Annotated in this window: 22 protein-coding genes; 8 read left to right on the top strand and 14 right to left on the bottom strand. The window is 70.2% G+C overall.

Translation table 11 applies throughout. The annotated features are described in order from the left end of the window. Positions 1 to 75: 75 nt before the first annotated feature. Positions 76 to 1,230 (bottom strand): hypothetical protein, encoded by a 1,155-nt coding sequence (locus ABIA32_RS15425; RefSeq protein ID WP_370095234.1) that lies wholly within the window; start codon positions 1,228 to 1,230, stop codon positions 76 to 78. A 175-nt stretch (positions 1,231 to 1,405) separates the two neighbouring features. Between ABIA32_RS15425 and ABIA32_RS15420 the strand changes: the two genes are divergently transcribed. Then, on the top strand, positions 1,406 to 2,416 hold the full coding sequence (locus ABIA32_RS15420) for an inositol-3-phosphate synthase (protein ID WP_370095232.1): 1,011 nt from the start codon (positions 1,406 to 1,408) through the stop codon (positions 2,414 to 2,416). A gap of 80 nt (positions 2,417 to 2,496) precedes the next feature. Here the strand turns inward: ABIA32_RS15420 and ABIA32_RS15415 are convergent, their stop codons facing one another. The 3 genes from ABIA32_RS15415 to ABIA32_RS15405 form a co-directional block, all read right to left on the bottom strand. Then, positions 2,497 to 3,084, bottom strand: coding sequence for a TIGR03086 family metal-binding protein (locus ABIA32_RS15415; RefSeq protein ID WP_370095231.1), 588 nt, complete (start codon positions 3,082 to 3,084; stop codon positions 2,497 to 2,499). A 132-nt stretch (positions 3,085 to 3,216) separates the two neighbouring features. After that, positions 3,217 to 4,767 (bottom strand): alpha-L-arabinofuranosidase B, encoded by a 1,551-nt coding sequence (locus ABIA32_RS15410; RefSeq protein WP_370095229.1) that lies wholly within the window; start codon positions 4,765 to 4,767, stop codon positions 3,217 to 3,219. 338 nt (positions 4,768 to 5,105) lie between these two features. Beyond that, a complete protein-coding gene (locus ABIA32_RS15405) occupies positions 5,106 to 5,303 on the bottom strand; it encodes a hypothetical protein (protein ID WP_370095227.1) in 198 nt (65 codons plus the stop codon). 233 nt (positions 5,304 to 5,536) lie between these two features. Here ABIA32_RS15405 and ABIA32_RS15400 point away from each other — a divergent pair, with 233 nt between their 5' ends. After that, on the top strand, positions 5,537 to 6,346 hold the full coding sequence (locus ABIA32_RS15400) for a dioxygenase (protein ID WP_370095225.1): 810 nt from the start codon (positions 5,537 to 5,539) through the stop codon (positions 6,344 to 6,346). A 59-nt stretch (positions 6,347 to 6,405) separates the two neighbouring features. Here the strand turns inward: ABIA32_RS15400 and ABIA32_RS15395 are convergent, their stop codons facing one another. Next, the gene (locus ABIA32_RS15395; protein WP_370095223.1) at positions 6,406 to 8,802 is read right to left on the bottom strand and encodes an MMPL family transporter; all 2,397 of its coding nucleotides are present in this window, start codon (positions 8,800 to 8,802) and stop codon (positions 6,406 to 6,408) included. A gap of 136 nt (positions 8,803 to 8,938) precedes the next feature. Here ABIA32_RS15395 and ABIA32_RS15390 point away from each other — a divergent pair, with 136 nt between their 5' ends. Both ABIA32_RS15390 and ABIA32_RS15385 read left to right on the top strand, forming a co-directional pair. Beyond that, entirely contained in the window at positions 8,939 to 9,616 is a 678-nt protein-coding gene (locus ABIA32_RS15390) for a TetR/AcrR family transcriptional regulator (RefSeq protein WP_370095221.1), read from the top strand. A gap of 133 nt (positions 9,617 to 9,749) precedes the next feature. Next, a complete protein-coding gene (locus ABIA32_RS15385; protein ID WP_370095219.1) occupies positions 9,750 to 10,787 on the top strand; it encodes an NAD-dependent epimerase/dehydratase family protein in 1,038 nt (345 codons plus the stop codon). A gap of 226 nt (positions 10,788 to 11,013) precedes the next feature. Here ABIA32_RS15385 and ABIA32_RS15380 read toward each other — a convergent pair whose 3' ends face one another. Next, complete coding sequence (locus ABIA32_RS15380; RefSeq protein WP_370095217.1) at positions 11,014 to 11,253, bottom strand: hypothetical protein; 240 nt, start codon at positions 11,251 to 11,253, stop codon at positions 11,014 to 11,016. Positions 11,254 to 11,311: 58 nt separating this feature from the next. Further along, positions 11,312 to 12,340: a helix-turn-helix transcriptional regulator gene (locus tag ABIA32_RS15375; RefSeq protein WP_370095215.1), complete on the bottom strand. Its 1,029-nt coding sequence runs from the start codon at positions 12,338 to 12,340 to the stop codon at positions 11,312 to 11,314. A gap of 100 nt (positions 12,341 to 12,440) precedes the next feature. On the opposite strand from ABIA32_RS15375, the gene ABIA32_RS15370 reads away from it, so the two are divergent. Further along, positions 12,441 to 13,493 carry an NAD(P)-dependent alcohol dehydrogenase gene (locus ABIA32_RS15370; protein ID WP_370095213.1) on the top strand — a complete coding sequence of 351 codons (1,053 nt, stop codon included), beginning with the start codon at positions 12,441 to 12,443 and terminating at the stop codon, positions 13,491 to 13,493. Between the two features lie 73 nt (positions 13,494 to 13,566). Beyond that, positions 13,567 to 14,658 carry an NADH:flavin oxidoreductase/NADH oxidase gene (locus ABIA32_RS15365; RefSeq protein ID WP_370095211.1) on the top strand — a complete coding sequence of 364 codons (1,092 nt, stop codon included), beginning with the start codon at positions 13,567 to 13,569 and terminating at the stop codon, positions 14,656 to 14,658. 22 nt (positions 14,659 to 14,680) lie between these two features. On the opposite strand, the gene ABIA32_RS15360 is transcribed toward ABIA32_RS15365, so the two are convergent. The 7 genes from ABIA32_RS15360 to ABIA32_RS15330 form a co-directional block, all read right to left on the bottom strand. Further along, positions 14,681 to 15,130: a GNAT family N-acetyltransferase gene (locus tag ABIA32_RS15360; protein WP_370095209.1), complete on the bottom strand. Its 450-nt coding sequence runs from the start codon at positions 15,128 to 15,130 to the stop codon at positions 14,681 to 14,683. Positions 15,131 to 15,232: 102 nt separating this feature from the next. After that, positions 15,233 to 15,994 (bottom strand): ABC transporter ATP-binding protein, encoded by a 762-nt coding sequence (locus tag ABIA32_RS15355; RefSeq protein ID WP_370095207.1) that lies wholly within the window; start codon positions 15,992 to 15,994, stop codon positions 15,233 to 15,235. Next, the gene (locus tag ABIA32_RS15350; protein ID WP_370095205.1) at positions 15,991 to 16,842 is read right to left on the bottom strand and encodes an ABC transporter ATP-binding protein; all 852 of its coding nucleotides are present in this window, start codon (positions 16,840 to 16,842) and stop codon (positions 15,991 to 15,993) included. Before ABIA32_RS15350 ends, ABIA32_RS15355 begins: the two co-directional genes overlap by 4 nt. Continuing rightward, the gene (locus tag ABIA32_RS15345; RefSeq protein ID WP_370095203.1) at positions 16,842 to 18,185 is read right to left on the bottom strand and encodes a branched-chain amino acid ABC transporter permease; all 1,344 of its coding nucleotides are present in this window, start codon (positions 18,183 to 18,185) and stop codon (positions 16,842 to 16,844) included. The genes ABIA32_RS15350 and ABIA32_RS15345 overlap by 1 nt, the downstream gene beginning before the upstream one ends. Further along, a complete protein-coding gene (locus ABIA32_RS15340) occupies positions 18,182 to 19,111 on the bottom strand; it encodes a branched-chain amino acid ABC transporter permease (RefSeq protein WP_370095201.1) in 930 nt (309 codons plus the stop codon). The genes ABIA32_RS15345 and ABIA32_RS15340 overlap by 4 nt, the downstream gene beginning before the upstream one ends. Before the next feature lie 104 nt (positions 19,112 to 19,215). Then, complete coding sequence (locus ABIA32_RS15335; RefSeq protein WP_370095199.1) at positions 19,216 to 20,394, bottom strand: branched-chain amino acid ABC transporter substrate-binding protein; 1,179 nt, start codon at positions 20,392 to 20,394, stop codon at positions 19,216 to 19,218. A 257-nt stretch (positions 20,395 to 20,651) separates the two neighbouring features. Then, positions 20,652 to 22,316 carry an alcohol dehydrogenase catalytic domain-containing protein gene (locus ABIA32_RS15330; RefSeq protein WP_370095197.1) on the bottom strand — a complete coding sequence of 555 codons (1,665 nt, stop codon included), beginning with the start codon at positions 22,314 to 22,316 and terminating at the stop codon, positions 20,652 to 20,654. Between the two features lie 206 nt (positions 22,317 to 22,522). Between ABIA32_RS15330 and ABIA32_RS15325 the strand changes: the two genes are divergently transcribed. Beyond that, positions 22,523 to 22,810 (top strand): hypothetical protein, encoded by a 288-nt coding sequence (locus ABIA32_RS15325; RefSeq protein ID WP_370095195.1) that lies wholly within the window; start codon positions 22,523 to 22,525, stop codon positions 22,808 to 22,810. Beyond that, positions 22,807 to 23,115: a hypothetical protein gene (locus ABIA32_RS15320; RefSeq protein ID WP_370095193.1), complete on the top strand. Its 309-nt coding sequence runs from the start codon at positions 22,807 to 22,809 to the stop codon at positions 23,113 to 23,115. Before ABIA32_RS15325 ends, ABIA32_RS15320 begins: the two co-directional genes overlap by 4 nt. The last annotated feature ends 108 nt before the right edge of the window (positions 23,116 to 23,223 follow it).

The following is a 23,223-nucleotide window of genomic DNA, read 5'->3' as shown; positions in this document are numbered from 1 at the left end:
TGTCTCCAGCGCTGCCCGACCGGGCGGTCAAGGTCAAGGTCAAGGTCAACGTTGAGGTCAAGGCCAACGTTAAGGTCAAGGACTGCCTCCGCCGTAGCGGGCTCCCAGGCACAGTGCCGCGACCAGCGGCTCCACCATGAGCTCGCCCGCCCGCTCGAACTGACGGACCGGCAGGAACCGTCTGACCCCGCCGGGGAACATCGTCGCCAGGGCCCGAGCCGCGACCGGCTGCCGGGCCGCGTCCGGGATGCGCTCGGCAGGCAGGCCGAGATCGGCCACGACCACACCGAGCGCGCACGCGGTCAGCCACCACTGCGCGATCAGCATCTCGCTGACGATCTCACGCACCGCCGCCGGGACCGCCGCCCGGCACGCCGCGTCCAGCTCGGCGGCCGTGAGCCCGCGAGCGGCCAGGATCGGCGCGGTCCACTCCTTCCTGTACCGGTCGCGGTCGCGGTCGCGGTCGCTGTCGCCGTCGCGGACCCGGATGCAGGAGAGCCCCTCCCACCAGGAGAACTGAGGCACCATCGGCAGCGCCTCGACCGTGGGCCCGGTCCAGTCGACGGGGGAGTCGCCCTCGGCGGGCAGGCAGACGCAGCGGCGCGCGCCCATGTGGTCGTTACCGGTGAGGCTGGGCGTCTCCAGGTGGTCGGCCAGGTTCGGCACGGAGACGTACGTGCGGACGCCGAGTTCGCGCAGGTAGTCGTCGAGGACGACGTCGTCGGGGGTGGCCGGGTCCGCCTTGAGCTCGGCGTAGTCGTCGAAGCCACGGGCGAGGTGCGCGGGCAGCAGCAGTGCGGGGGCGGGCACGTACTCGTCCACGGCCCGCGCCCACGAGGCGCCGGTGAGGGCCGCGATGCGGACCATGTGCGCGGTCCGCGACCCCCACTCGGTGAAGAACGCGAGTCCGTCGTCGGGTCTGGCCTGCGCTGCTGCCGCCGCCTGGGCGGCGAAGCCGGCGCTCGGAACAGCGTCGTCCTGGAGCACGAGGTGGTGGGTGGCGCCGGGTGCGACCGTGTTCCAGGCCCGGCGGGCGGTACGCAGTGCGCTCGGCGGCCCCTGCGGATCCGGATCGAATACGACTGCGGGCGCCAGTTCGGCGAGCTCGGCCCGGAGTCGACGGGCTGCGCGCGCACGGCTCGGATGCGCCATCACGGCGGCCGATAAGTGGACCTGCGGCGCGGATTCGGCCTTCCCTGCTTTTGTCTGCGCGTTGCCGGGTTCGGTCACGATGGTAAGCGAACCGCACGCCCCACATCATGTCAATATGTGGACCCCGTTGAACATATTCGGACAAGCTAGAACAATGGAACATATATGACAGTTCGAACCAAGCCTTGTGCGGGCTTCGAGACTCGGATCTACTTCTGCAGCATCACGACAGAAGCACGGGAGGGTCGGGCATATGCCAAACATAGCGATCGCGGGCGTCGGAAACTGCAGCTCTGCGTTAGTGCAGGCGCTCCACGGTGTCGCCAACGGCACGATCGAGCACACCGACCTCGCGCCGGGGCTTGAATCCGTGCCGGTGCGCGATATCCGGATAACCGCCGCATTCGACGTCGATGCCAGAAAAATAGGCGTGCCGCTGGAAAAGGCAATCCTCGTCGAGCCCAACTGCACGACACACTACGTCGACGTCCCCACCGAACTGCCCCCGGTCACCGTGGGCCCGTTGGCGGACGGCGTGAGCGGTCCGCTCGCAGGCGTCGTCCAGGTCCACGACCTCGCCCATCGGGCAACGGCGTCGGACGTCGCCGCCGAGCTGCGGAATTCCGCGACCGAGATCCTGGTCATCTACCTCCCCACCGGCGCGCAGAACGCCGCCGAACTCTATGCCGAAGCGGCGGTCGAGGCGGGCTGCTCGCTCGTCAATTGCACACCCGCGCGGCTCGGTCGCTCCAGCACCTGGCGGGAGCGATTCGAGCGAAATGGACTCACGCTTCTCGGGGACGACATGAAGAGCCATATCGGCTCGACCACCGTGCATCAGGCGCTGCTCGGGGCGTTGCACCAGCAAGGCGTCACGGTGAGCTCCACCTACCAATTGAACATCGGCGGAAATACCGATTTCCTCAATCTGCGTGACACCGGGCGGTCCGCTGCGAAGCGGGTGACGAAAGCCACCGCGCTGCGGGAACTCGTCTCGCCGGAAACAGCCATGGATCTGGGCCCCAGCGATCACATCGCGCAGCTCAGGGACCGGAAGGTCGGCTATATCAGGATCGAAGGGCGCGGCTACATGGGTATGCCGTTCTCGATGGAAGTCCGGCTGGAAGTCGAGGACAGTCCGAACTCCGCGGCCATCGCCATCGACGCCGTCCGGGCGGCATCGAGCCTCCAGGCAGGCGTCAAGCTCGACCTCCCGCTCGTCCTCCCGGCCCTGTTCAAGGCGCCCGGACTGCCCGACCGCTGAACCGGTCGGTCTTCACGCCGCCGCGGAGAAGCGCGAGTTGGTCGCCCTTCCCCACGGCAGGTCTGTCACCTGACGGTCGCTCAGCTCGTCGGCGGCGTCCAGCGCGGGTCGCGGCCGGAGAAGGCGAGGAGCTTCGCGGCGGGCCCCGCGTCCTCGGCGGCCGGAACCGCGGCGCCGAACTTGCCGAAGTTGTCCCGAACGAAGGGGACGAGGAAGCCGGCGATGCCGTCCAGGCCCTCGGCGAGGGAGTCGCTGAGCGGCAGGTCCTGGCCGGTCGCGACGGCGATGTCCCAGGCGTGCAGGGCGGCGTCGAGCGCGGCGGCCGACGCGCCCGTCGCGGCGGGCATCGGGCCCATCGGGGTGGGCACGCTCTCGGCCTCGCGGCCGGACTCCCAGGCTGACATCGCCGCAGCGCACACCGCCTCCAGCGCGGCCGCCGCGTCGCCCTCCAACTCGTCGACCGGGGTGAAGGGGTCGCCGGCGGGAGTCACCCCCGTTATCTGCATGGTCAGCGCCTGCTGGTCCAGGCGCGCGTGGTTGAACACCTGCCGCGCCGACCACTCGTTGCAGGGCGTCGGCGCTCCCCACGCGTCCGCCGGAACGCCGCGAACGGCGGTGAGCAGGTAGTCGTGCGCCTCGGCAAGCAGCTTGAAACCGTCGACGGTCATCGTGGTGGTTCCTCTCCTCGAAGTGATCCGGACAAGAGTTAACTAGAACCTGCCCACCTCTTCGGAGAGGCGCAACTGCAGAAGTCGCGCACCGGTGCCGCGACAGACGCGCGGCACCGGTGGCGGGTGGAGTCAGCTCCAGGGCTGGTCGACCAGCCAGCTGGTGTCGTCGCTCCAACCGGTGGAGCTGTCCCAGCTGTTGCTGCCGCCGTTACTGGCGATGTAGACGGTGAAGTTGTAGTGCCGCAGGTACTTGGTGGGGTAGTTGCTGGACTGGAACGAGTAGCCCTGCCCGTTGTGACCCGTCTGCGCGCAGAAGGTGGCGTCCTGCGCGGACACCGTGCTGCCGTCGTACGCCTCGAGGTACAACTCGTAGTTGTAGTGGCGCAGGTACTGGCCGGAGTTGTTGGCGGACTCGAACGAGAAGCAGGAGCTGTTGGCCAGTCCGGGATGCACGATCCAGGTGGCGTCCGCCTTGGCGAGCGTCGTGCTGGAAGCGGTGATCGGCGAGATCACGACCTTCGTGTCGGCGTCGTCGTGGCGGATGTAGTCCGAGGTGCAGCAGGCGGTCGTCGCCTGCAGCGAGATCCGCGAACCGGCCTGGAGCGCGCCCGAGCTCGACGAGGTGTTGTAGCCGACGGCGGTGATGTTCGCCTGCACCGCGTTCTCGGTGGCGTCCGACGGGTAGCCGGAGGTCATCACGCCCTCGTAGAAGGTGCCGGCGGAACTCTTGCTGTTGTCACCGCCGATGCCGAGGATGATGGCCCCCTCCTTGTGCATCGGGTTGTAGCCCGAGACGTTGGGCCGCACTCCGCTGTAGTAGGTGGAGAGGCTGCCCGACTGCGCGTTGCCGGCCCGGATCGCCCACTGGTTGGGTCCACCCTTGACCATGGCGGTGAGGAAGCGGTCGCTCACGGTCGGGTCGTTGGCGTTGTATCCCGCGTTCACGCCGGAGAAGAGGCCGTTCTCCTGGTCGGCCATGACCCAGGGCCCGTTGCCCGTGCCGGACCCCCAGACCTTGCTGTTGCCGAAGTAGATGGCCTCCATGTGACCGTTGCCGGTGTCGGTGTTGCTGGTCTCGGCGTTGCCGTAGTCGAAGCAGCAGGCGCCGCCGTAGTGGTTGCCGTCGAGGATCGCGTACATGCCCTCCGGCTGGTCCCCGGTCGCGACGCCGGAGGTGTTGTCGTCGCGGTAGCCGGTGCCCGGCGCCACATAGACGCCGTACGCCGCGTGGCCGCCGACCGTGATCGGTGCCGCGTTCGCGTTCGCGAGCGTGTCCGGGCCGCCCGCGGCTCCCCCTGCGGGGGCCTGGGTCAGGTTGTTGCCCCGGCCCGACTGGTCGTAGATGACGGTGACGACGCAGCTCGTGCTCGCGCAGAAGGAATCCTGCGCCGCCGCGTTGGCGAAGCCGCCCGCGCTGAGCACGCCGATGTCCCGCGTGGTGCTGTCCGACGCGCGCCGGACCTGGTACAGCGGCCCGTTGTACGCCCCGTACAGCGCCCGGGTCGTGCTGTGCGCGGCGACGCAGGGCGTGCCGCCGGCGGCGTAGATGTCGCACGGCTCCTGGGTGGCCGCCTGCGACGTCGCGGCCGTCCCGGCGAGCAGACCGGCGGTCAGGCCGACGGCTGCTCCGCCGGCCAGCAGGGCGCGCCGGGCGCGGCTCAGCCACTTCTGGGCGATCATGCATGGACTCCTTTGCTCTTCGGTGAGCGTGACGTGACTCGGACTCCGTGATCGGGTGGTGGCGCGGCCTGGCCCTGTTCCAGGGCATGGGGAAGCCACCGCTCGACGCGAAGGTCCGAAGGAGTGCGCAATCCGGGCGTCTCCGTACAGAGCGGAGATCCAGGACATGTGAGCGTTAACAATTCGACCGAGGGAATGGCCTTCCACGAGGGGTGGGGGTGGAGTGCCGCATGCGGTCGCCATCACTATGGCCACGGGCCCAAGTTGCGTCAAGGTTTCTGACAGGAGCAGAGCAGGCAGGTGCGAAGGAGCGGACGAGGGCGGAGCGGGGAGTGGCCCTACTCCGCGGCCTCCTGCTGGGCCTGCACTTCGAGCAGGCGCGCCATCGACTCGGTGACGTGCTCGCCCGCACGGAAGGGCAGCGTCATGTCGTGAGCCCACAGCTCACGCGCGGCGGCGTGCGGGACCTCGTGGTCCAGGCACGCCTCGTAGTACACGAGCGTCCGGGCGACGCGCAGCGCCTCGACGTCGGCCATCGTGAGTCCTCCCCGCGGAACGTTCGACCGCTCCGGCAGATGTGAGGTGCCTGTGGCGGTCGGAACACCCTAGGTCGCCTCTCTCGATCTCAGCAAGGACGCTTCTCACAGCGTGCATTGTTCAAATTTGAATCGGGGAGTAGTCTCAGGAGGTGGTTCAGATTTGAACTACTTGAGCGTGGGGCCCGCGTTAGATCTGCGTCCGACCCGCGCCGGGCAGAAGGAGCACGACGATGACCACCGTCACCCCCAAGGGGGCACCCCCCGCCGAAGGCAGGGGGAGGATGCCCGCCCTCTACCTGGGCCACGGCGCGCCGCCGCTCGCCGACGACGCCCTGTGGACGGGCCAGCTCTCCTCCTGGGCGGCGGCCCTGCCGCGGCCCAAGGCGATCCTCATGATCTCGGCTCACTGGGAGGAGGCCCCGCTCGCCCTGAGCGCGACGACGACCGTGCCGCTCGTCTACGACTTCTGGGGCTTCCCGCAGCACTACTACGAGGTCACCTACGCCGCCCCCGGCGCGCCGGAGCTCGCCGCCAGCGTCCGCAAGCTGCTGCGTGCCCCCGGCACCCCCGTCCAGGACATCCCCGACCGCGGCCTCGACCACGGCGCCTACGTGCCGCTGGTCGAGATGTACCCGGACGCCGACATCCCGGTCCTCCAGCTCTCCATGCCCACGCTCGACCCGCGCAGGCTGATGGAGATCGGCCGCAAGCTCGCCCCGCTCCGCGACGAGGGGGTCCTGATCGTGGGCAGCGGCTTCTTCACGCACAACCTGCGCGCACTCAGCCAGGACGGCACCGTTCACTCGGTCATGTCCGAGTTCGACGACTGGGGCCGCCGCGCGCTCGAGGCCGAGGACATCGACGCGCTTCTCGACTTCGAACGCAAGGCCCCGGCCGGGCAGCTGGCCCACCCGCGCACGGAGCACTTCGCCCCGCTCTTCGTGACCCTCGGGGCGGCCGAGTCCGAGCTGAGCAGTCAGCGCAGCGTCATCGACGGCTTCTGGATGGGCATGTCCAAGCGCTCCCTCCAGTTCGGCTGATTGACCGGCCCCCGCGCCGCGCACCGGCGCGCCACCTCCGGCGCGCCGGTGCGAGGCGATCACGGCCGCGACGAAGAGCCTCCGAACTCCTCCCGGAGGGCGTCCAGTTCGGGTTCGAGCTCGAGATCGCGCCCGAGCCCAGCTACGCCTTCGGTCCCCGGGGCCGGCGCGGGCCCGGGCTCAGCGGCGTGGGTGAGGCGCTCGCCCTCGATGTCGAGGTCGGGCAGGAACCGGGCCAGCCAGGACGGCAGCCACCACGCCGCGCCGCGGGTCAGCGCCAGGACGGCGGGGACGAAGGTCATCCGGATCAGGAAAGCGTCCAGCAGGACGCCCAGCGCCAGCGCGAAGGCGATCTGCTTCAGGATCTGGTCGTCGGTGCCGAGGAAGGACGCGAAGACCGCGATCATGATCAGCGCCGCCGCGGTGACCACGCGGGCGCTGTGGCGGGCGCCGCTGTGGACCGCGTCGAGCGGTCGCCGGGCGCGGACGAGGGCCTCGCGCATCCGGGAGACGAGGAAGACTTCGTAGTCCATGGCCAGTCCGAAGAGCACCGCCAGGACGATGATCGGCAGGAAGCTGCACACCGGCCCGGCCTGGTCGACGCCGATCAGCTTGCCGAGGTGCCCGTTCTGGAAGACGCTCACCACGGCTCCGAGCGTCGCCCCGACCGAGAGCAGGAAGCCGATCGCGGCCTTCAGCGGCACCACCAGCGAGCGGAACACCAGCAACAGCAGCAGCAACGACAGGCCGACCACGACCGCCGCGAACGGCAGCATCGCCGAGTTGAGCTTGGCGGAGACGTCGATGCCCACAGCGGTGTTGCCGGTCACCCCGATCGTCGCGCCTGTCTGCTGCTGCAACGAGCCCGCGTCCGCCCGGATCGCGTTGACCAGGGTCTTGGTCGCGTCGTCGCTCGGGGCGCTGTCGGGGACGACCTGGATCAGGGCGGTGTGCGTCGCTGCGTTCGCGACGGGACGGCCGACGGTGGCGACGTCCGGCAGGGCACGGATCGTGTCCGCGATCTGGCGGGCGGCGGCCGTCGGGTCGCCGCTGTTGCCGGTGTCGGCGAGGACCAGCAGCGGGCCGTTGTAGCCGGGGCCGAACTCCCTGCTGACGGTGTCGTACGCGATCCGCTGCGAGGACGCGGCGGGCGCGGTGGAGTTGTCCGGCAGCGCGAGCCGCAGGCTGTGCACGGGCCAGGCGAGCGCGCCGACCGCGACCAGGACGGCCACGAGCGAGAGCGCGGGACGTCGGGTGACCAGGCGGAACCAGCGCTCGCCCAGGTTGGCGGGCCTCCCCGACGCCCCGCTGCCCGAGTCCCCGCTGCCCGAGTCCCCGCTTCCCCGCTCCGCGCTTCCGTGCTCCCCGCTTCCCTGCTCCGCGCCGCGTGGCTCGCTGCCCTGGCCGACGGCCAGTTCGCGCTGATGCGCCCGGGAGCCCGGCTTGGGCGCGAGTCGTGCACCGGCGAAGCCGAGCAGCGCGGGAAGCAGGGTGATCGCGACCAGCACGGCCGTCAGCACGGCTCCGGCGGCGCTCAGGCCCATGACCGTCAGATAGGGGATGCCGACGACCGAGAGTCCGGCCATCGCGATCACCACGGTCAGCCCGGCGAAGACGACCGCGCTGCCGGCCGTGCCGACCGCGAGTGCGGCGGACTCCTCCGGGTCGGCGCCGTGGGCGAGTTGGGAGCGGTGACGGCTGACGATGAAGAGCGCGTAGTCGATGCCGACCGCGAGCCCGATCATCAGTGACAGGCTCTGGGCGGTGCCGGAGATGGAGAAGACCCCGGTCAGCGACAGCACGCCCGCGATCGCGGTGACCACCCCGACGAGCGCGGAGAGCAGCGGCATCCCGGCGGTGAGCAGGGAGCCGAAGGTCAGCGCCAGGATGACCAGCGCCACACCGAAGCCGATCGCGTCGGTGGCGCCGGACTTCGACTTGGTCACGGCCGCACTGCCGCCGACCTGGACGTCGAGGTCCGGCTGTGCGGACTTCGCGTCGGTCACGGCCGTGCGCAGCGCGTCGATGGAACCGGAGTGCAGGCCGCTCTGCGGGACCTGGTACTGGACCTGCGCGATCGCGGTGGTGCCGTCGGCGGAGACGGTGTGCGCGGCGAACGGGTCGATGACCTTGGCCACCTGCGGCGCGCTCCTGGCGGCGTCGAGCGTGGCGCGGATCGCGCTGGCGTCGGCGGGATCGGTGACCTTCTGTCCGGCGGGCGCGGTGAAGACGAGCTGCGCGCTGGTGCCGGAGGAGTAGGGGAAGTCGATCTTCATCCGGTCCAGGGCCTGCTGCGACTCGGAGCCGGGGATGGTGAAGGTGTTGTCCAGCTTGCCGGTGCCGCCGGAGGCGATCATGCAGCCCACGACGGCCGCGACGACCGCGAGCCAGAGGGCGAGCACGCGCCGTCGGTGCCGGTAGGCGAGCCGCCCGAGGCGGTGGAGGAGGGAGGGCATGGGGGTCCCAGGGGTCCGTGGGTCCGTGGTGAGGGCCGGGCCCGGGTCAAAAGTGGCAGTGCTGCCACGTTAGCAAAGATGGCAGGACTGCCATTTTGCGGGGGTGGGTTCAGGCCGGACCTGGCATGATCCTGCTGTGGACATCGAGCGAGGGACCGAGGAGTCCGACTGCGGCAAGGTGGAGCTGGGCAAGCGCGAGCAGAACCGGCGCCGCACGCACGTGGCCCTGATCCGGGCGGCGACGCAGCTCTTCCGCGAGAACGGCTTCGAATCGACCACGGTCCGCGACATCGCCGCTGCGGCGGGCGTGGGGGAGCGGACCTTCTTCCGCTACTTCCCGTCCAAGGAGAGCCTGGTCCTGCAACAGGTCCGCGACCTCGTCCCGCTCCTGGCGGACGAGATCCGGGCCCGCCCCGCCTCGGCGGACCCACTGCGCGCCCTCCGCGACGCGGTACTCGAACTCGCCCGCCGCCACGGCAGCTCCCCGGCGGTACTGTTCGCCGCCCCCGGCCCGCTCCGGCTCGACCGCGACGGTCTCGGCAGCGGCCGCGGCGACCGCTTCCTGCTCCAGGACGTGGAGGAGGCCGTCGCCGCCGCCTTCCTCGACCGAATGACCGCCGCGTCATCCGCCTCATCCGGCGCGGTCGGTGCCGACCTCCGGCTGCGCGCCTTCGTCCTGGCGCGCGCGGGCGTGGGCGCGCTGCGCGAGATCCGCTTCACCTACGGCGGGCTCCCCGAGGACGAGCGAACGACAGTGGAGGTGCCGGATCTGGTGCACCGCGCCTTCGCCGTGCTCGGCGTGGGCGATCAGTAGCGGGGCCGTAAGCCGGGTGAGACCCAAGCATGACGCCCGGATTCGCGCAGTCGGTTTCGCGGGCCGCGCATTCCGTTCGCTGTGCGCGCACACCCGTTCCATTCAGGCCGATCCGCTGCGCAGACTCGGTCGCATGAAACTTCTGGTGATCGGTGGATCGGTGTTCGTCGGGCGGGCCTTCGCGGAGGAGGGGGTGCGGCGTGGCTGGGAGGTGACCGTCTTCAACCGGGGCCGCAGTCAGCAGGACCCGGACGGAGTCCGCTCGCTGCGCGGTGACCGCACGGACGACGCGGACCTCGCCGCGCTCGCCGCGGCCGGTCCCTACGACGCGGTCGTGGACGTCTGCGGCTACGTGCCGACCGAGGTCGCGAAGTCGGCCGCCGCGCTGGCCGGCCACGCGGACGCGTACCTGTTCGTGTCGACCATCAACGTCTACCCCGGCTACCCCGCCGAGCCGACGGACGAGTCCTCGCCCCGGCAGGGCGGCCGCCCGGACGCCGGTCCGGGGGACGGCGACTACGGTTGGCTCAAGGACGGCTGCGAGCAGGCCGTCCGCGCGACCTTCCCCGGTCGCGTGGTGGTGCTCCAGCCCGGACTCATCGTCGGCCCGCACGACCGCGCCCGCCGCACCACGGCGTGGCTGCGCCGGGCGGCGGCTGGTGGCCCGATGGCCGTCCCCGGCGCGCCCGACCGCCCGGTCCGGCTGATCGACGCCCGCGACCTCGCCGCCTTCGGCCTCGACCTGCTCTCCGCTCCGGCCCGAGACGAAGTGGAGGACTATCTGGTCCCCGGAGCATCGGACAACGGCAGCTGGGGCGACTATCTTGACGCCTGCGTGGCCGCCTCCGGCGGCAAGGCGGAGCTGGTCTACGTGGACGACCAGCTCTTCGTCGACCACGGCGTCGAGCCCTGGACGGAGGCCCCGCTGTGGCTGCCGCCGGCAGCTGACACGGCCGCTGTGTGGGAGGCCTCTACCGCCAAGGCCCTCGCGGCCGGCCTGCGCTGCCGCCCGATCACCGAATCCGTCCACGACACCGCTGCGTGGCTCTTCACAGCCGATGGCGAACGCGAAGCGTTCGAGGACTATCGCCACTTCGCCGAATGGGCCGCCGGTCTGCCCCCCGAGAAGGAACAGGCCATCCTCGCCGCCCACGCGGCGCGCCCGGCCTGAGAGCTGCCTGGCCACGTTGCGGAGCCCTTCGCGCTGAGCCGCCACGGGTTCCGCGAGTCCCGCGGCCCGCAACGCACGCTCTACGTGCCGGGCCCGGTAGAGCGCCCGGGCCGGAACCGGCTCACCGTCCCGGAAGCGCACGGCTCGCCGAGCGGTGTGGTCGAGCCGCGCGACCGACCCGGGCGCGGCCCGACCTCGGAGTGAAGCGGGGCCCGGACCGCGCTGCTCAGCGCGGCTGGGCGCCGCTCCGGCTCAGCTGGTTCGCTATCGCGACGAACGCGCGGCGCTCGGTGCGGGAGAGGGGCACCTGCTCGGCCGGGTCCAGGCCGGGCGCGCCGCCGCCGACCGCCCACGGGCGGAACGCGGCGAGCCACACGGCGCGGACGCCGATCGCAGTCCAGAGCACCGCCATCGTCAGGACGGTGTAGAGGGCGACGGTGTGGAGAGGCGTCAAGTGCTGATGCATGACCGTCCTTCACTGGTCGAGCGCCCACGTACCGCGAGGGCTTGCTCCCGCTTTCGCCTTAGTTAACACCTCCACCCGGGGCTTTGGGCACCGGGGTCCGGATCTTTGGTCCTGCCCCCGCGCCCGTGACCTGGCTTCCGCTCTCGCCTGCGCTCTCGCTTCCGCCCGCGCCGCTCGCGAGCGGATCCGCGGTCCAGCTCGCCAGCAGCCGCAGCGCTTCCGCCGACGCGGAGCCCGGCTCCGCCGCGTAGGTGATGAGCTGCTGGTCGGCGTCCGCGGGCAGCAGCATGGTCTCGTAGGCCAGGGTGATCGGCCCGACGACCGGGTGGTGCAGCTCCTTCGAGCAGTGCCCCTTCCCGCGCACGTCGTGCGCGGCCCACCAACGGCGGAATTCCGGACTCTTGACCGACAGCTCGCCGATCAGCGCGGCGAGCTTCGGGTCGTCCGGGCTGCGTCCGGCGTCCATCCGCAGGCAGGCGACCACGTCGTGGGCCTTGCCCTCCCAGTCGTCGTACAGCTCGCGCGCGAATGGGTCCATGAAGATGAGCCAGGCCATGTTCCGCTGCTCCGGCGGCCGGGACCCGAAGTCGCCCAGCAGCGCGCACGCCATCCGGTTCCAGGCGATCACATCCGTGCGGCGGCCCAGCACGAAGGCGGGCACGGTGTCCATCGCGTCCAGCAGGTGCTGCACCTGCGGACGGACCCGCTGCGGACGGTTGGCGGCCGTCCGCCCGCGGCGGGGCGCGGGCTTGGCCAGGTGGTCGAGATGCTCCCGCTCCGCTTGGTCCAGCCGCAGCGCCTCCGCGATCGCGTCGAGCACCGCCGCCGAGACGTTGCGGGCGTTCCCCTGCTCCAGCCGCGTGTAGTAGGCGGCGCTCACCCCGGCCAGCTGGGCCAGCTCCTCCCGGCGCAGCCCCGGCACGCGGCGCCGCGCGCCGTAGTAGGGCAGGCCCACGTCCTCGGGCTGCAGCCGGGCGCGGCGGGTCCGCAGGAACTCGCTCAGATCGCTGCGCGGATCGACGGCAGCGGGCTCCGAGGCACGGTCGGATGCACTGTTGGACGGAGAGGCGGGGGCGGAACCGGTCATACCTCTGAGTATGAGGGTGACTCTGCCAGTGGTAGGAACACCAGGCGTACGTTCCGTGAGTGACTGGCTGCACCCTGCGCATTCGGGCAGGGTGGACACCATGACAACCAGCACGATCCCCGCGTACGCCGCCCCCGCCGCCAAGGCCCCGCTGGAGCGCACCACCGTGCCGCGCCGCGAACTGGGCGAGCACGACATCCTCATCGACATCGCCTACGCCGGCATCTGCCACTCCGACATCCACCAGGTCAACGAGGACTGGGGCCCGGCGATCTTCCCGATGGTCCCCGGCCACGAGATCGCCGGCACCGTCGCGGCCGTCGGCTCCGCCGTCACCCGGCACGCGGTCGGCGACCGCGTCGGCGTCGGCTGCCTGGTCGACTCCTGCGGTGCCTGTGAGCAGTGCCTGGCCGGCTTCGAGCAGTTCTGCTCCGGCGAAGGCGGCGCGACCGGCACCTACAACGACACCGGCCGCGACGGCGAGCCCACCTACGGCGGCTACGCCAAGCAGGTCGTCGTCACCGAGCGCTTCGCGCTGAAGATCCCCGACGGCATCCCGCTGGACGCCGCCGCGCCGCTGCTCTGCGCCGGCATCACCACCTACTCGCCGCTCGACCGCTTCGGCGCCGGACCCGGCAAGAAGGTCGCCATCGTCGGACTGGGCGGCCTCGGCCACATGGGCGTCAAGATCGCCCACGCCAAGGGCGCCGAGGTCACCGTGCTCAGCCAGTCGCTGCGCAAGCGCGAGGAGGGCCTGAAGCTCGGCGCGGACCACTACTACGCCACCTCCGACGAGGCCACCTTCGAGAAGCTGGCCGGCCACTTCGACCTGATCGTCAACACGGTCTCGGCGGACCTCGACCTCAACGCCTACCTCGGCCTGCTCAAGCCGACCGGCGCCCTGGTCCAGGTGGGCGCGCCCTCGCACCCGGTCCCGGTGGCGGTGTTCTCCCTGATCGGCGGCAACAAGACGCTGGCCGGCTCCATGATCGGGGGAATCCCGCAGACGCAGGAGATGTTGGACTTCTGCGCGGAGCATGGGATCGGAGCGGAGGTCGAGGTGATCGGTGCAGACCAGATCAACGACGCCTACGAGCGGGTCCTGAACAGCGACGTCCGCTACCGCTTCGTGATCGACACTGCCACCATCTGACGCCTTCACCCTCTGATCCCGCACCAGCTGACCGCACACACCAGCTGATCCGCCCTCAGGAGCCAAAACCCTTATGAGCCTGCTGTTCGAGCCCCTCGCCCTGCGCGCCGTCACCGCCCCCAACCGGGTCTGGATGGCGCCGATGTGCCAGTACTCCGCGCCGGTCGAGGGGCCGGACACAGGCGTGCCGGGGGACTGGCACTTCCAGCACCTCGCCTCCCGCGCGGTCGGTGGCGCCGGCCTGATCCTGACGGAGGCCACGGCGGTCAGCCCCGAGGGCCGGATCAGCGCCCGCGACCTTGGCCTGTGGAACGACACGCAGACGGCAGCGTTCCGCCGGATCACCGCCTTCCTGCGCGAGCAGGGCGCCGTCCCCGGCATCCAGCTCGCCCACGCCGGCCGCAAGGCGTCGGTCAGCCCGCCGTGGATCGACCGCGGCGCGGCCGTCCCGGTCGGCCAGGACGGCGGCTGGCAGGCACTGGGCCCGAGTGCGGCGGCCTTCGGCTCCTACCCGGTCCCGCACGAGCTGACGACGGGGGACATCACCCGCATCGTCGAGCAGTTCGCGGCGGCAGCCCGGCGTGCGCTCGACGCCGGCTTCCAGGTGGCGGAGATCCACGGCGCACACGGCTACCTCGTGCACGAGTTCCTCTCGCCGTACTCCAACCACCGCACGGACGCCTACGGCGGCTCGCTGGAGAACCGGATGCGGTTCGCCTTCGAGATCGTCGACGCCGTCCGCTCCGTGTGGCCGGACGAACTCCCGCTCTTCTTCCGGACCTCCGCCACGGACTGGCTCGACGAGGACCCCTCCCGCGAGGGCTGGACCGGCGAGGACACGATCCAGCTCGCCAAGGAGCTCCAGTCCCGCGGCGTCGACCTCCTCGACGTCTCCACCGGCGGCAACGTCCCCGACGCGACGATCCCGGTCGGCCCGGACTTCCAGGTTCCCTTCGCCTCCGCGATCCGCTCTCGCACCGGCCTCGCCACCGCCGCCGTCGGCCTCATCACCGAGCCCGCCCAGGCCGAGGCCGTCCTCGCCAGGGGCGACGCCGACGCCGTCCTCCTCGGCCGCGCCCTCCTCCGCGACCCTTACTGGGCCCGCCACGCCGCGCGTGACCTTGGCGCGACGGTCCCCGTCCCGAACCAGTACGCGCGCGCCTGATCAGCGGCCGGGGGCATCAGCGTCAGAGCGTGACGGCCAGCTGCGGCAGCACCCGTCCGGGAATCGACTCGGACGGGGTGGTGCCGACGAATTCGGCGCCCATGGCCCGGTAGAACGCTTCCGCGTTCGGGTCGGCGTCGATCGTGAGCCGCACAAAGCCCAGCTCGCGCGCGGCGGCGAGAGCGTGCTCGTAGAGCCGACGGCCGACGCCCTGCCCGATGGCGTCCGGCGCGACGAACAGCATGCCCAGAGCTCCCTCGGGAGGGTCTCCCTCCAGCGTCGCGAAGCCCAGGATGCTGCCGTCCCGTTCTGCGACGACGGTGCGTTTTGGTGCGAGTTCTTCGGGGTGCAGGGTCAGTTCCTGCCGGCAGGCGTCAAGGAACGCCTCGTCGTAGCCCCAGTAGCCCTTCGATCGCAGTGCCAGCGCGCTCAATTGCGCGGCCTCTTCGGCCTGTGCACCCCGGATCAGCACGCCGGCCCCGTCCTTCCGCTCGTCACGACGAATCGGGCGACATGCTGCCACACAGCAGCCGCGCGAGGGGCTCACCTCCGCTCTGACCGTATGGCGGCGTCGTCAATCGGCGGCTTCGCCGAGATAGGCCGCGCGGACGCGCGGGTTGCTGAGGAGTTCGGGGGCCGGTGCGCTCATCACGATCGAGCCGGTCTCCAGGACGTAGCCGCGGGTGGCCAGTTTCAGCGCCTGTGCCGCGTTCTGCTCCACCAGAAGGACGGTGGTGCCCTGCGTGTTGATCTCCCGGATGATGTCGAAGATCTGAGCGACGATCAGCGGGGCGAGTCCCATCGAGGGCTCGTCGAGCAGCAGCAGACTGGGCCGTCCCATCAGGGCCCGGCCGATGGCCAGCATCTGCTGCTCGCCGCCGGAGAGCGTTCCCGCTTCCTGGCTGCGACGTTGCGCGAGCACCGGGAACAGGCCGAAGACCCGGTCGAGGTCCTCCTTGGGCACGCGTCGGAAGCGGTAGGCGCCCATCTGCAGGTTCTCCAGAATGGACATCAGCGGGAACACCCGCCGCCCCTCGGGGGAGTGGCCGATGCCGAGCGAGACCACCTCGTGCGGCGGGATGCCGTCGATGCGCTGGTCACGGAACCGGACTTCGCCCTGGCGCGGCCTGAGCAGACCGGAGATCGCCTGGAGCGTGGTGGTCTTGCCCGCGCCGTTGGCGCCCAGGAGAGTCACCACCTCGCCTTCGTTGACGACCAGGTCGATGCCCTTCACCGCCTCGATCGCGCCGTACGCGACGTGCAGGCCGCGCAGTTCAAGAACGGGCGCGGGCGCGTTGGCAGGCACCGGTGCGGCCATGGGGACCTCCGCGGTCATGACTCCTCCTCCGCCGAGCCCAGATAGGCCTCGATCACCGCCGGGTTGCGCTGTACCTCTTCCGGCCGGCCCTCGGCGATCACCTTGCCGAAGTTGAGCACCGTCACCCGGTCGGCCACCGACATGACCAGCTTCATGTCGTGCTCGATCAGCAGCACCGTCACATCGAGCTCGGAGTTGATCCGCCGGATCAGCCCCTCCAGCTCGCGCTTCTCGGTCGGGTTGGTACCGGCTGCCGGTTCGTCCAGGAGCAGCAGCGCCGGATCGGTGGCCAGCGCGCGGGCGATCTCCAGCCGTCGCTGCACGCCGTAGGAGAGGGAGGAGGCCAGTTCGTCGGCCACTGCCCGCAGGCCGACGAAGTCCAGCAGCTCCTCGGTGCGCCGGTCGCTGTTCCTCTCGTTGGCCCGGGCGTGGGGGAGTCGCAGCATCGCGCCGATGGGGCCCGTCCGTTGTCGGGTCTCGGCCGCGATCTTCACGTTGTCGAAGGCGGAGAGCGCGGCGAACAGACGGATGTTCTGGAAGGTCCGGGCGATCCCGGCATGGTTCACCGCATGCGGTTTGCGGCTCCTGCGGCGTCGGGCCGTACCGCTCACCAGCTGGACGGGGGTGCGGTCCGCCGTGATGAACTCGATCGTGCCCTCCTGCGGGGTGTAGACCCCGGTCAGGCAGTTGAACAGCGAGGTCTTGCCGGCGCCGTTCGGCCCGATCACCGCCAGGATCTCGCCGCGGTCCAGGTGCAGGTCCACCTCGCTGAGGCTGGTCAGCCCACCGAAGCGCAGCGTCACCTGGCGGACGGTCAGCAACACCTCCCCGGCCTTCGGCGGCGTGCGCGTCACGGGGGTGCCCATCAGCTCCTCCCTTCGGGGGACTCGGACATGGCGTCCGCGTCGGCGATGCCCTGGGCCGCGAGCCTGAGCTCCCGCCTGCGTCGCCGGGACGGGATCAGGCCCTGCGAGCGGAAGATCATCATGACCACCAGGATCGCTCCGATCCACATCGGGATGTCCTCCTGGCGGACGATGGCCTGCTCCTGGAAGACCGCGGGCAGGAAGGTCAGCAGCGCCGCTCCGACGATCACGCCGATCAGCGAGCCCATGCCCCCGAAGATCACGTACGAGAGCACGGTGATGGACAGGACGATGGGGAAGCTCGCCGGGTTGATGTAGCCGATACGCGAGGCGTAGAGCACCCCGGACAGACCGGAGGTGGAGGCGCCGATCGCGAAGGCCATCAGCTTGTACTTGACCGTGGGAACGCCGTTGGCCGCGGCCGCCACCTCGTCCTCCCGGATCGAGGTCCAGGACCGGCCGACCTTGGAGTGCTCCAGGCGATTGAAGAGGAACACCAGAATGGCCAGCATCGCGATGAACAGGTACCAGTACGGCAGCGACGCCAGGGTCCAGCTGTAGTGGATGCCGAAGAGGTTGATCGAGAAGTGGGGGATGCCGAACGCGCCCTCGTTGCCCCCGGTCCAGTTGTTCTTGTTCACCAGGAACAGCTGGACGATCTCGTGGAAGCCCAGCGTCACGATCGCCAGATAGTCGCCACGCAATCGCAGCGTAGGAGCGCCGAGCAGCAGACCGGCCGTCAGGCAGACGAGCACGGCGATCGGCAGGATCACGAAGGGGTTGAGGGCGAACGGCGGCCTCACGGGCAGTGCCCGGGTGAAGTAGGCGCAGGTGTAGGCGCCGATGGCGAAGAAGGCGACGTAGCCCAGGTCGAGCAGGCCGGCCCAGCCGACCACCACGTTCAGCCCGACCGCGAGCAGGACGAAGACCGCCACCTGGTCGACCAGGACGCGCTGGTAGAACTCGCTGAGGAACTGCGGGATCACGATCGCCGCCGCCGCCACGGCGGCCAGCATCAGCCAACGGGTGAGCGGGACCGCCGAGAGCGTGCGCAACCGGCCGCGCGGGGCGGCCGTCCAGGTCGAGACGACGGAGCCGAGTTGTCGGGCGCGCCAGACCTCCAGCAGCGCCCAGACCACCACGGCCGCCGCCAGCCACCCGATCAGCGCGGGCGATTCGAGGGCATTGCTGAGCACGTACCAGTGGTCGCTGGGCGTGCCCTCGGCGGTGTCAGTCATGATCCGCAGCAGCGCGCCCATGACCAGCCAGCCGCCCAGCCGCATCCAGCGCGGATCGACCTGCCGCGTCCGGCGCACCTGCACGGGGGGCTTGCCGATGGTCATGCGGCACGCCCCAGCCGCTGCCCGAGGATGCCCGTGGGCCGGAACATCAGGACCAGGATCAGCACCACGAAGGCGACCACGTCGATCCACTGACTCGACATGCAGGACTGGCTCAGGCTTTCGACGATGCCGAGCAGCAGGCCCCCGAGCATCGCACCGCGGATGTTGCCGATGCCGCCGAGCACCGCGGCCGCGAAGGCCTTGATGCCGGGCAGAAAGCCCATCTGGTAGTGCACGTTGAGGTAGGTGCCGAAGAGGAAGCCTGCGGCGCCGCCGAGCAGACCGCCGATCACGAAGGTCTGCGAGATCACCCGGTTGATGTTCACGCCCATCAGGCTGGCGGTCTGCGCGTCCTGCGCCACCGACCGGATGCCGGCGCCGAGCTTGGTGCGCCTGACCACGGTGTCGAGCAGCACCATCAGGCCGAGACCCGAGCCGATGATCACTAGCTGCTGGACTCGCACCTGGGCGCCGAACAGCGTGAAGACCACGCCGTTGGAGTACAGGTCGGGGATGTTCGACTTGTCCCGGCCAAAGAGCTTGCCGGCCAGGTTGGCCAGGAACAGCGACGCGCCGATCGCCGTGATCAGGTAGACCAGCCTGGGCGCGTTCCGCCGCCGCAGTGGACGGTAGGCGACCCGCTCCAGCAGGAAGGCCACGATGGCGCCGAACACCGCGGATCCGGCCAGTCCGGCCAGCATGTAGAGCACGGAGTCCGCGCCGTGCGGGGTGACTCCCGTGGTGACCAGCGCCTGAGCGATGAAGAGGCCGGCGAATCCGCCGGTCATGAACACCTCGCTGTGCGCGAAGTTGATCAGCTGCAGGACGCCGTAGACGAGGGTGTATCCGATCGCGATCAGCGCGTAGAGCGATCCGAGAGTGATCCCGGGGATGAGGAACTGCCAGAAATGTTGGGTGAGACACATGGGCGGGTGGACTTCCTCTGCGCGAGCCCGCCGGACGCCCGGCAGGCGTAGCCTCCCGGGCGTCCGTGCGGACGGTGGCCGGACGTGGATCAGCCGGAACCGGATCAGCCGGAAATCTGCTTGTCCACCGTGCCGAGCTCGGTGATCTTGCCGCCCTTGACCTCGTAGACGTAGATGCCCTTCTCGGTGACCTCACCGTTGGGCTGGAACTTGATCTCCTTGGTCAGGCCCTTGTAGTCGACGGTCTTGAGACCGTCCACGACCTTCGCGCGGGTGACGTCGCTCCCGATCCCCTTCATCACGGAGATGATCGTGTTGGCGGTGTCGTACCCCTCGGGCGAGTACGTGCCCGGAGCCTGATTCGCCAGCGCGGTGTAGTTGGTGACGAAGGCCTTGGTGGCGGTGTCGGTGGCGGCCTGTGCCGACAGGCAGGGGCAGGTGAACTGCCAGCCCTCGCTCGCCGTGCCGGCGAGAGAGATGAACTTCGGGTCGTTGGTGCCGTCGTCGGACATCTCCTTGCCGGAGAAGGAGGTGTTCTTGATCGCCTTCGCCAGCGGGGCGGCGTCCGCGTAGTAGCCCGCGTAGTAGACCGCCCCTGCGCCGGAGTTCGCGACCTTGGTGGCTACCGCCGAGTAGTCATTGGTGCCTGCGGCAACGCTGTCGCTGGTCACCGAGATACCGTCCTTGGCCAGCTCGGTCTTGATGTTGCCGGCCAGACCGACGCCGTAGTCGGACTTGTCGTCGATCAGGTAGACCGACTTCACCTTCAGCACCTTGGCCATGTAGTCGGCGGCCGAGACACCCTGGGCGGAGTCGGGCGGGACGATCCGGAAGAAGGTCTTGAAGCCGTTCGTCGGATCGGTGAGCGAGGAGTTGGTCGCCGACGCGCTCACCGAGGCCAGGTTGGCCTGGGTGAACAGCGGCTCGGCGGCCTTGGTGGCGCCGGAGAAGGTCGGACCGACGACGCCGATGACGCTGCTGTCGCCGATCAGCTGCTGTGCGGCAGTCGGGCCCTTGGCCGGGTCGCCCTGGTCGTCGGCCTCGGCGACCTTCAGCGTGAACGGCAGGTTGCCGGTGGCGTTGGCCTGCTGGACGGCGAGCTTCACCCCGTAGTCGATGTTGATGCCGAGCTGGGCGTTGGGCCCGGTCAGCGGCCCCTGGAAGCCGATCGTGTAGGTCGGCTTGCCGCCTCCGCTGCTGCTCTTGCTGCTTGAGCAGGCGCTGAGTACCAGGACACCCGCGACGAGCGGGGCACCGGCCATGATGATCGTTCTTCTGTGCATGACGCACCTTGCCTTGTGCCCGTGGCGACGCCGGCCAAGTTGAGATCCCCGAAGCTGCCCGACCTCGCGCAATTGGTAGCAAATCTGGACAACCCAAGCATGCGCATTATCAATCACCTCGTGCCCCACGTCCACCGGTGTGTACCCGAGGTTCACCTGTCGGGCCCATTCCCGGTCGATCGCGTAAGGGGCACAGCCGGGGAGCGCTCCACTACGGCGGAGACTGCGGTGGCCGGTCAGCGGTCAGCGGTCAGCGGTCAGTGGTCAGTGGGTGGGGGCTGGTGGCAGGGGCTGGTGGCTGGTGGCTGGTGGCTGGGGCTGGCGGCGAGGCGGAACAGCTCCCGTTCGGCCGGGCCGGTCCAGCAGCCGTCGCTCAGCAGCGGGCCGATGGCCGGGTACCTGGCGACCAGTTCGCCGAGGTCGAGCAGCGGCAGGTCCTCGATCGCCGGGTAGACGACGACCTTGCCCGGGATCCTGCGGTCGCGAACCGCGTCGAGACTGTCGAGAGCGCCCGCCATCCCGCTGACCGCGCCCACCGACAGGTTCGTGTCGAGTCGCCCGTCCGCGACCTCGGCGAGCACCGCGCGCATGTCCGCCACCCCACTTCCGGACGTGCCGACGAAATACAGTCCCTTCGCCACGTAGGTGTCCAGGTCGATGGGACAGGGCACGTCGGTGGCGATGCCCGCGAACAGGTTGACGATGCCGCCCTCGGCCGCGTCCTCGATCGCCGCCCGGACCAGGTCCACGACCGGTGCCATCACGAAGCAGTAGTCGACGGAACCGCGCGGGCGCTCGGTCTCCGGGTCGAAGAGACGCACCTCGACGCCTCGTTCGGCGGCGGTGCGCGTGACGCGGTGGCGCAAGGCGTCGGCGCGCCGCGGATTGCGCACAGCGCCCTCGACCAGTGCCCCCGGCCGGGATGTGACGATCGCCCGCACCATCGCCATGACTCCGGTGGGCCCGCCCGCCCCCACGACGTTGACGTGGTCGCCGTCGCGCAGTTCACCGCTGGCGGGGATCGCGTCCAGGCAGGCGGCGAAGGTGTCCGAGGTGGTCGCGGCGATCCGCAGGCCCTGGTAGTGCACCCGCCCAACCGGTACGTCGACCGGCCGCCCGAACCGGCCCCCGCCGGTCGCGACCAGGACCAGGCCGTCATGGGCCACGAGGGGCAGCAGCCGCTCCAGTTCGGTGGCGTCGGCACCGCAGTAGAGGAGATCGTCCACCGACTGCGGTGCCATCCCGGCCGGGTCGACGACCGTCAGGCCCGCGCTCTCCGCCGTGCACAGCCGCCGACCGCTTCCGGACAGGTCGAGTCCGCTCAGGCTCCCCGAGCCGACCACCAGAACGGTTCCGCCTGGCCGCAGCGCCCGGCGCTCGCGGGTGGCGAAGGCGTGCTCCACACAGGACCACGGCTCGACGAGGGCCAGTTGGCTCGCCGACGGCTCCTCGGGCGCAGGCAGCAGGTAGCTCTCGCCGTCGGCCGCGACGGTGACCCGCTCGTCGAGCAGCACGTACTGCTGGAGACCGCCCTCGAAGTTGTAGCCGAAGGCGCCGTTGGAGTCCGTCGTGGCGAGGTCGCGGAAGTTCGCCTGCACGACGTACCGGCCGCCGACGACCATGCTGGTCACGTCGGGGCCGACCGCGACGACCCGCAGCACGACCTCGTGCCCCGGCACGGTCGGCAGGCTCCCGGGCACGTAGGACGGGATGTCCCGCAGCGACTCGTCCCGAAGAACCGGCATCTTGCGCACGTGCCGGTCGAACTGGTGACGCAGCTTCACATCCGAGAAGCACAGCCCGACGCACTCCACCCGGCCGAGGATCTGACGGTCTCCCGGGATCGGGACCGGCTTGTCCCGCACCAGACGCAACCGATCAGCGCCGGTGAGTTGGACGGCGGTCTGCGTGCTGGGAGTCATGTCGTCCAACTGTCGGGTGCGGCGGCGGGTCGGTGGATCTGAACCCTGGAAGAAGATCACCGCCTTCGGCGGTTTTCAAGACCGCGTTCGAGCTCGCCCGCCCGCAGCCAGCCCGTTCTGCGACGGAACTGACACGGGAACCCTGCGCTGGTGGGCGCAGGCCCGGTATCTTGAGTTCAGCAGACCTTCGAGCGAGGAGGCAGGCGTTGAGTGCTCAGCCGGTCCAGCACGACCACGACCCGCGCGTAGCCGCCGTTCCCCGCAACATCCAGGCCATCGGCAACGCCCTCGGCGGGGCGAAGCGCCTGGCCTTCTACGCGGAGGTGCTCGGCGCCGAGGCCGGTGAGCCGATCAACCTCGTCATCGAGATGTGGTGGCGGGAGGCGATGCTCGATCAGCTGCCTGGCCGCGCCGAACGTCTGGCGGCAGCACTTGCCCGCCGGGGCGGCACCAGCCTGGACGAGCTCGCCGTTCGCGTGGGCAGCCTCGATTGACCGACCGCGATCCCGCGCGTTCGCGCTGGACCGTTCTCACCGACCCCGCGGTGGACGACGTCCTGCTCGGCATGGTCAAGGCAGGGGTCGAGGGGGAAGCGCTCTCCCGCGTGACGCTTCGCTTCCTGCGCGCCCTCGCCTTGGAGGCGGGTGCCGCCCACGAGGCGGGCAGGAAGCTACCCGGTATGCGACTCTCCGACGGCCGCCAGTCCGTCGTGGTGCCACGTGAATCCATCCTGGTTTACTACGTCGCCCTGACGGAGCATCATGAATTACGCGTCACCGACCTGATTTGGATGGTCTGATCTGGGAGATCGAGAATCGAACGGAATGACTAACTCGTTCGTGTTCGGAAGATAGTCCTGTTGGGCCATGGCGGTGGGGTGGGCGGGGATTGATAATTGGTTCTATGG

Origin of the sequence: Streptacidiphilus sp. MAP12-20, from assembly GCF_041262525.1 — a bacterium.
GTDB lineage: Bacteria > Actinomycetota > Actinomycetes > Streptomycetales > Streptomycetaceae > Streptacidiphilus.
Note: the sequence above shows the minus strand (reverse complement) of the source record. Positions and strands in the feature narration are given on the sequence as shown.

What these genes read in the sequence shown, in the direction of transcription:
- ABIA32_RS15400 (WP_370095225.1), top strand. Translation starts at nt 5,537, where the DNA reads ATGACCACCGTCACCCCCAAGGGGGCACCCCCCGCCGAAGGCAGGGGG.
- ABIA32_RS15370 (WP_370095213.1), top strand. Translation starts at nt 12,441, where the DNA reads ATGACAACCAGCACGATCCCCGCGTACGCCGCCCCCGCCGCCAAGGCC.
- ABIA32_RS15335 (WP_370095199.1), bottom strand. Translation starts at nt 20,394, where the DNA reads ATGCACAGAAGAACGATCATCATGGCCGGTGCCCCGCTCGTCGCGGGT.
- ABIA32_RS15405 (WP_370095227.1), bottom strand. Translation starts at nt 5,303, where the DNA reads ATGGCCGACGTCGAGGCGCTGCGCGTCGCCCGGACGCTCGTGTACTAC.
- ABIA32_RS15385 (WP_370095219.1), top strand. Translation starts at nt 9,750, where the DNA reads ATGAAACTTCTGGTGATCGGTGGATCGGTGTTCGTCGGGCGGGCCTTC.
- ABIA32_RS15380 (WP_370095217.1), bottom strand. Translation starts at nt 11,253, where the DNA reads ATGCATCAGCACTTGACGCCTCTCCACACCGTCGCCCTCTACACCGTC.
- ABIA32_RS15355 (WP_370095207.1), bottom strand. Translation starts at nt 15,994, where the DNA reads ATGACCGCGGAGGTCCCCATGGCCGCACCGGTGCCTGCCAACGCGCCC.
- ABIA32_RS15375 (WP_370095215.1), bottom strand. Translation starts at nt 12,340, where the DNA reads ATGACCGGTTCCGCCCCCGCCTCTCCGTCCAACAGTGCATCCGACCGT.
- ABIA32_RS15350 (WP_370095205.1), bottom strand. Translation starts at nt 16,842, where the DNA reads ATGGGCACCCCCGTGACGCGCACGCCGCCGAAGGCCGGGGAGGTGTTG.
- ABIA32_RS15420 (WP_370095232.1), top strand. Translation starts at nt 1,406, where the DNA reads ATGCCAAACATAGCGATCGCGGGCGTCGGAAACTGCAGCTCTGCGTTA.
- ABIA32_RS15410 (WP_370095229.1), bottom strand. Translation starts at nt 4,767, where the DNA reads ATGATCGCCCAGAAGTGGCTGAGCCGCGCCCGGCGCGCCCTGCTGGCC.
- ABIA32_RS15415 (WP_370095231.1), bottom strand. Translation starts at nt 3,084, where the DNA reads ATGACCGTCGACGGTTTCAAGCTGCTTGCCGAGGCGCACGACTACCTG.
- ABIA32_RS15345 (WP_370095203.1), bottom strand. Translation starts at nt 18,185, where the DNA reads ATGACCATCGGCAAGCCCCCCGTGCAGGTGCGCCGGACGCGGCAGGTC.
- ABIA32_RS15330 (WP_370095197.1), bottom strand. Translation starts at nt 22,316, where the DNA reads ATGACTCCCAGCACGCAGACCGCCGTCCAACTCACCGGCGCTGATCGG.
- ABIA32_RS15395 (WP_370095223.1), bottom strand. Translation starts at nt 8,802, where the DNA reads ATGCCCTCCCTCCTCCACCGCCTCGGGCGGCTCGCCTACCGGCACCGA.
- ABIA32_RS15340 (WP_370095201.1), bottom strand. Translation starts at nt 19,111, where the DNA reads ATGTGTCTCACCCAACATTTCTGGCAGTTCCTCATCCCCGGGATCACT.
- ABIA32_RS15365 (WP_370095211.1), top strand. Translation starts at nt 13,567, where the DNA reads ATGAGCCTGCTGTTCGAGCCCCTCGCCCTGCGCGCCGTCACCGCCCCC.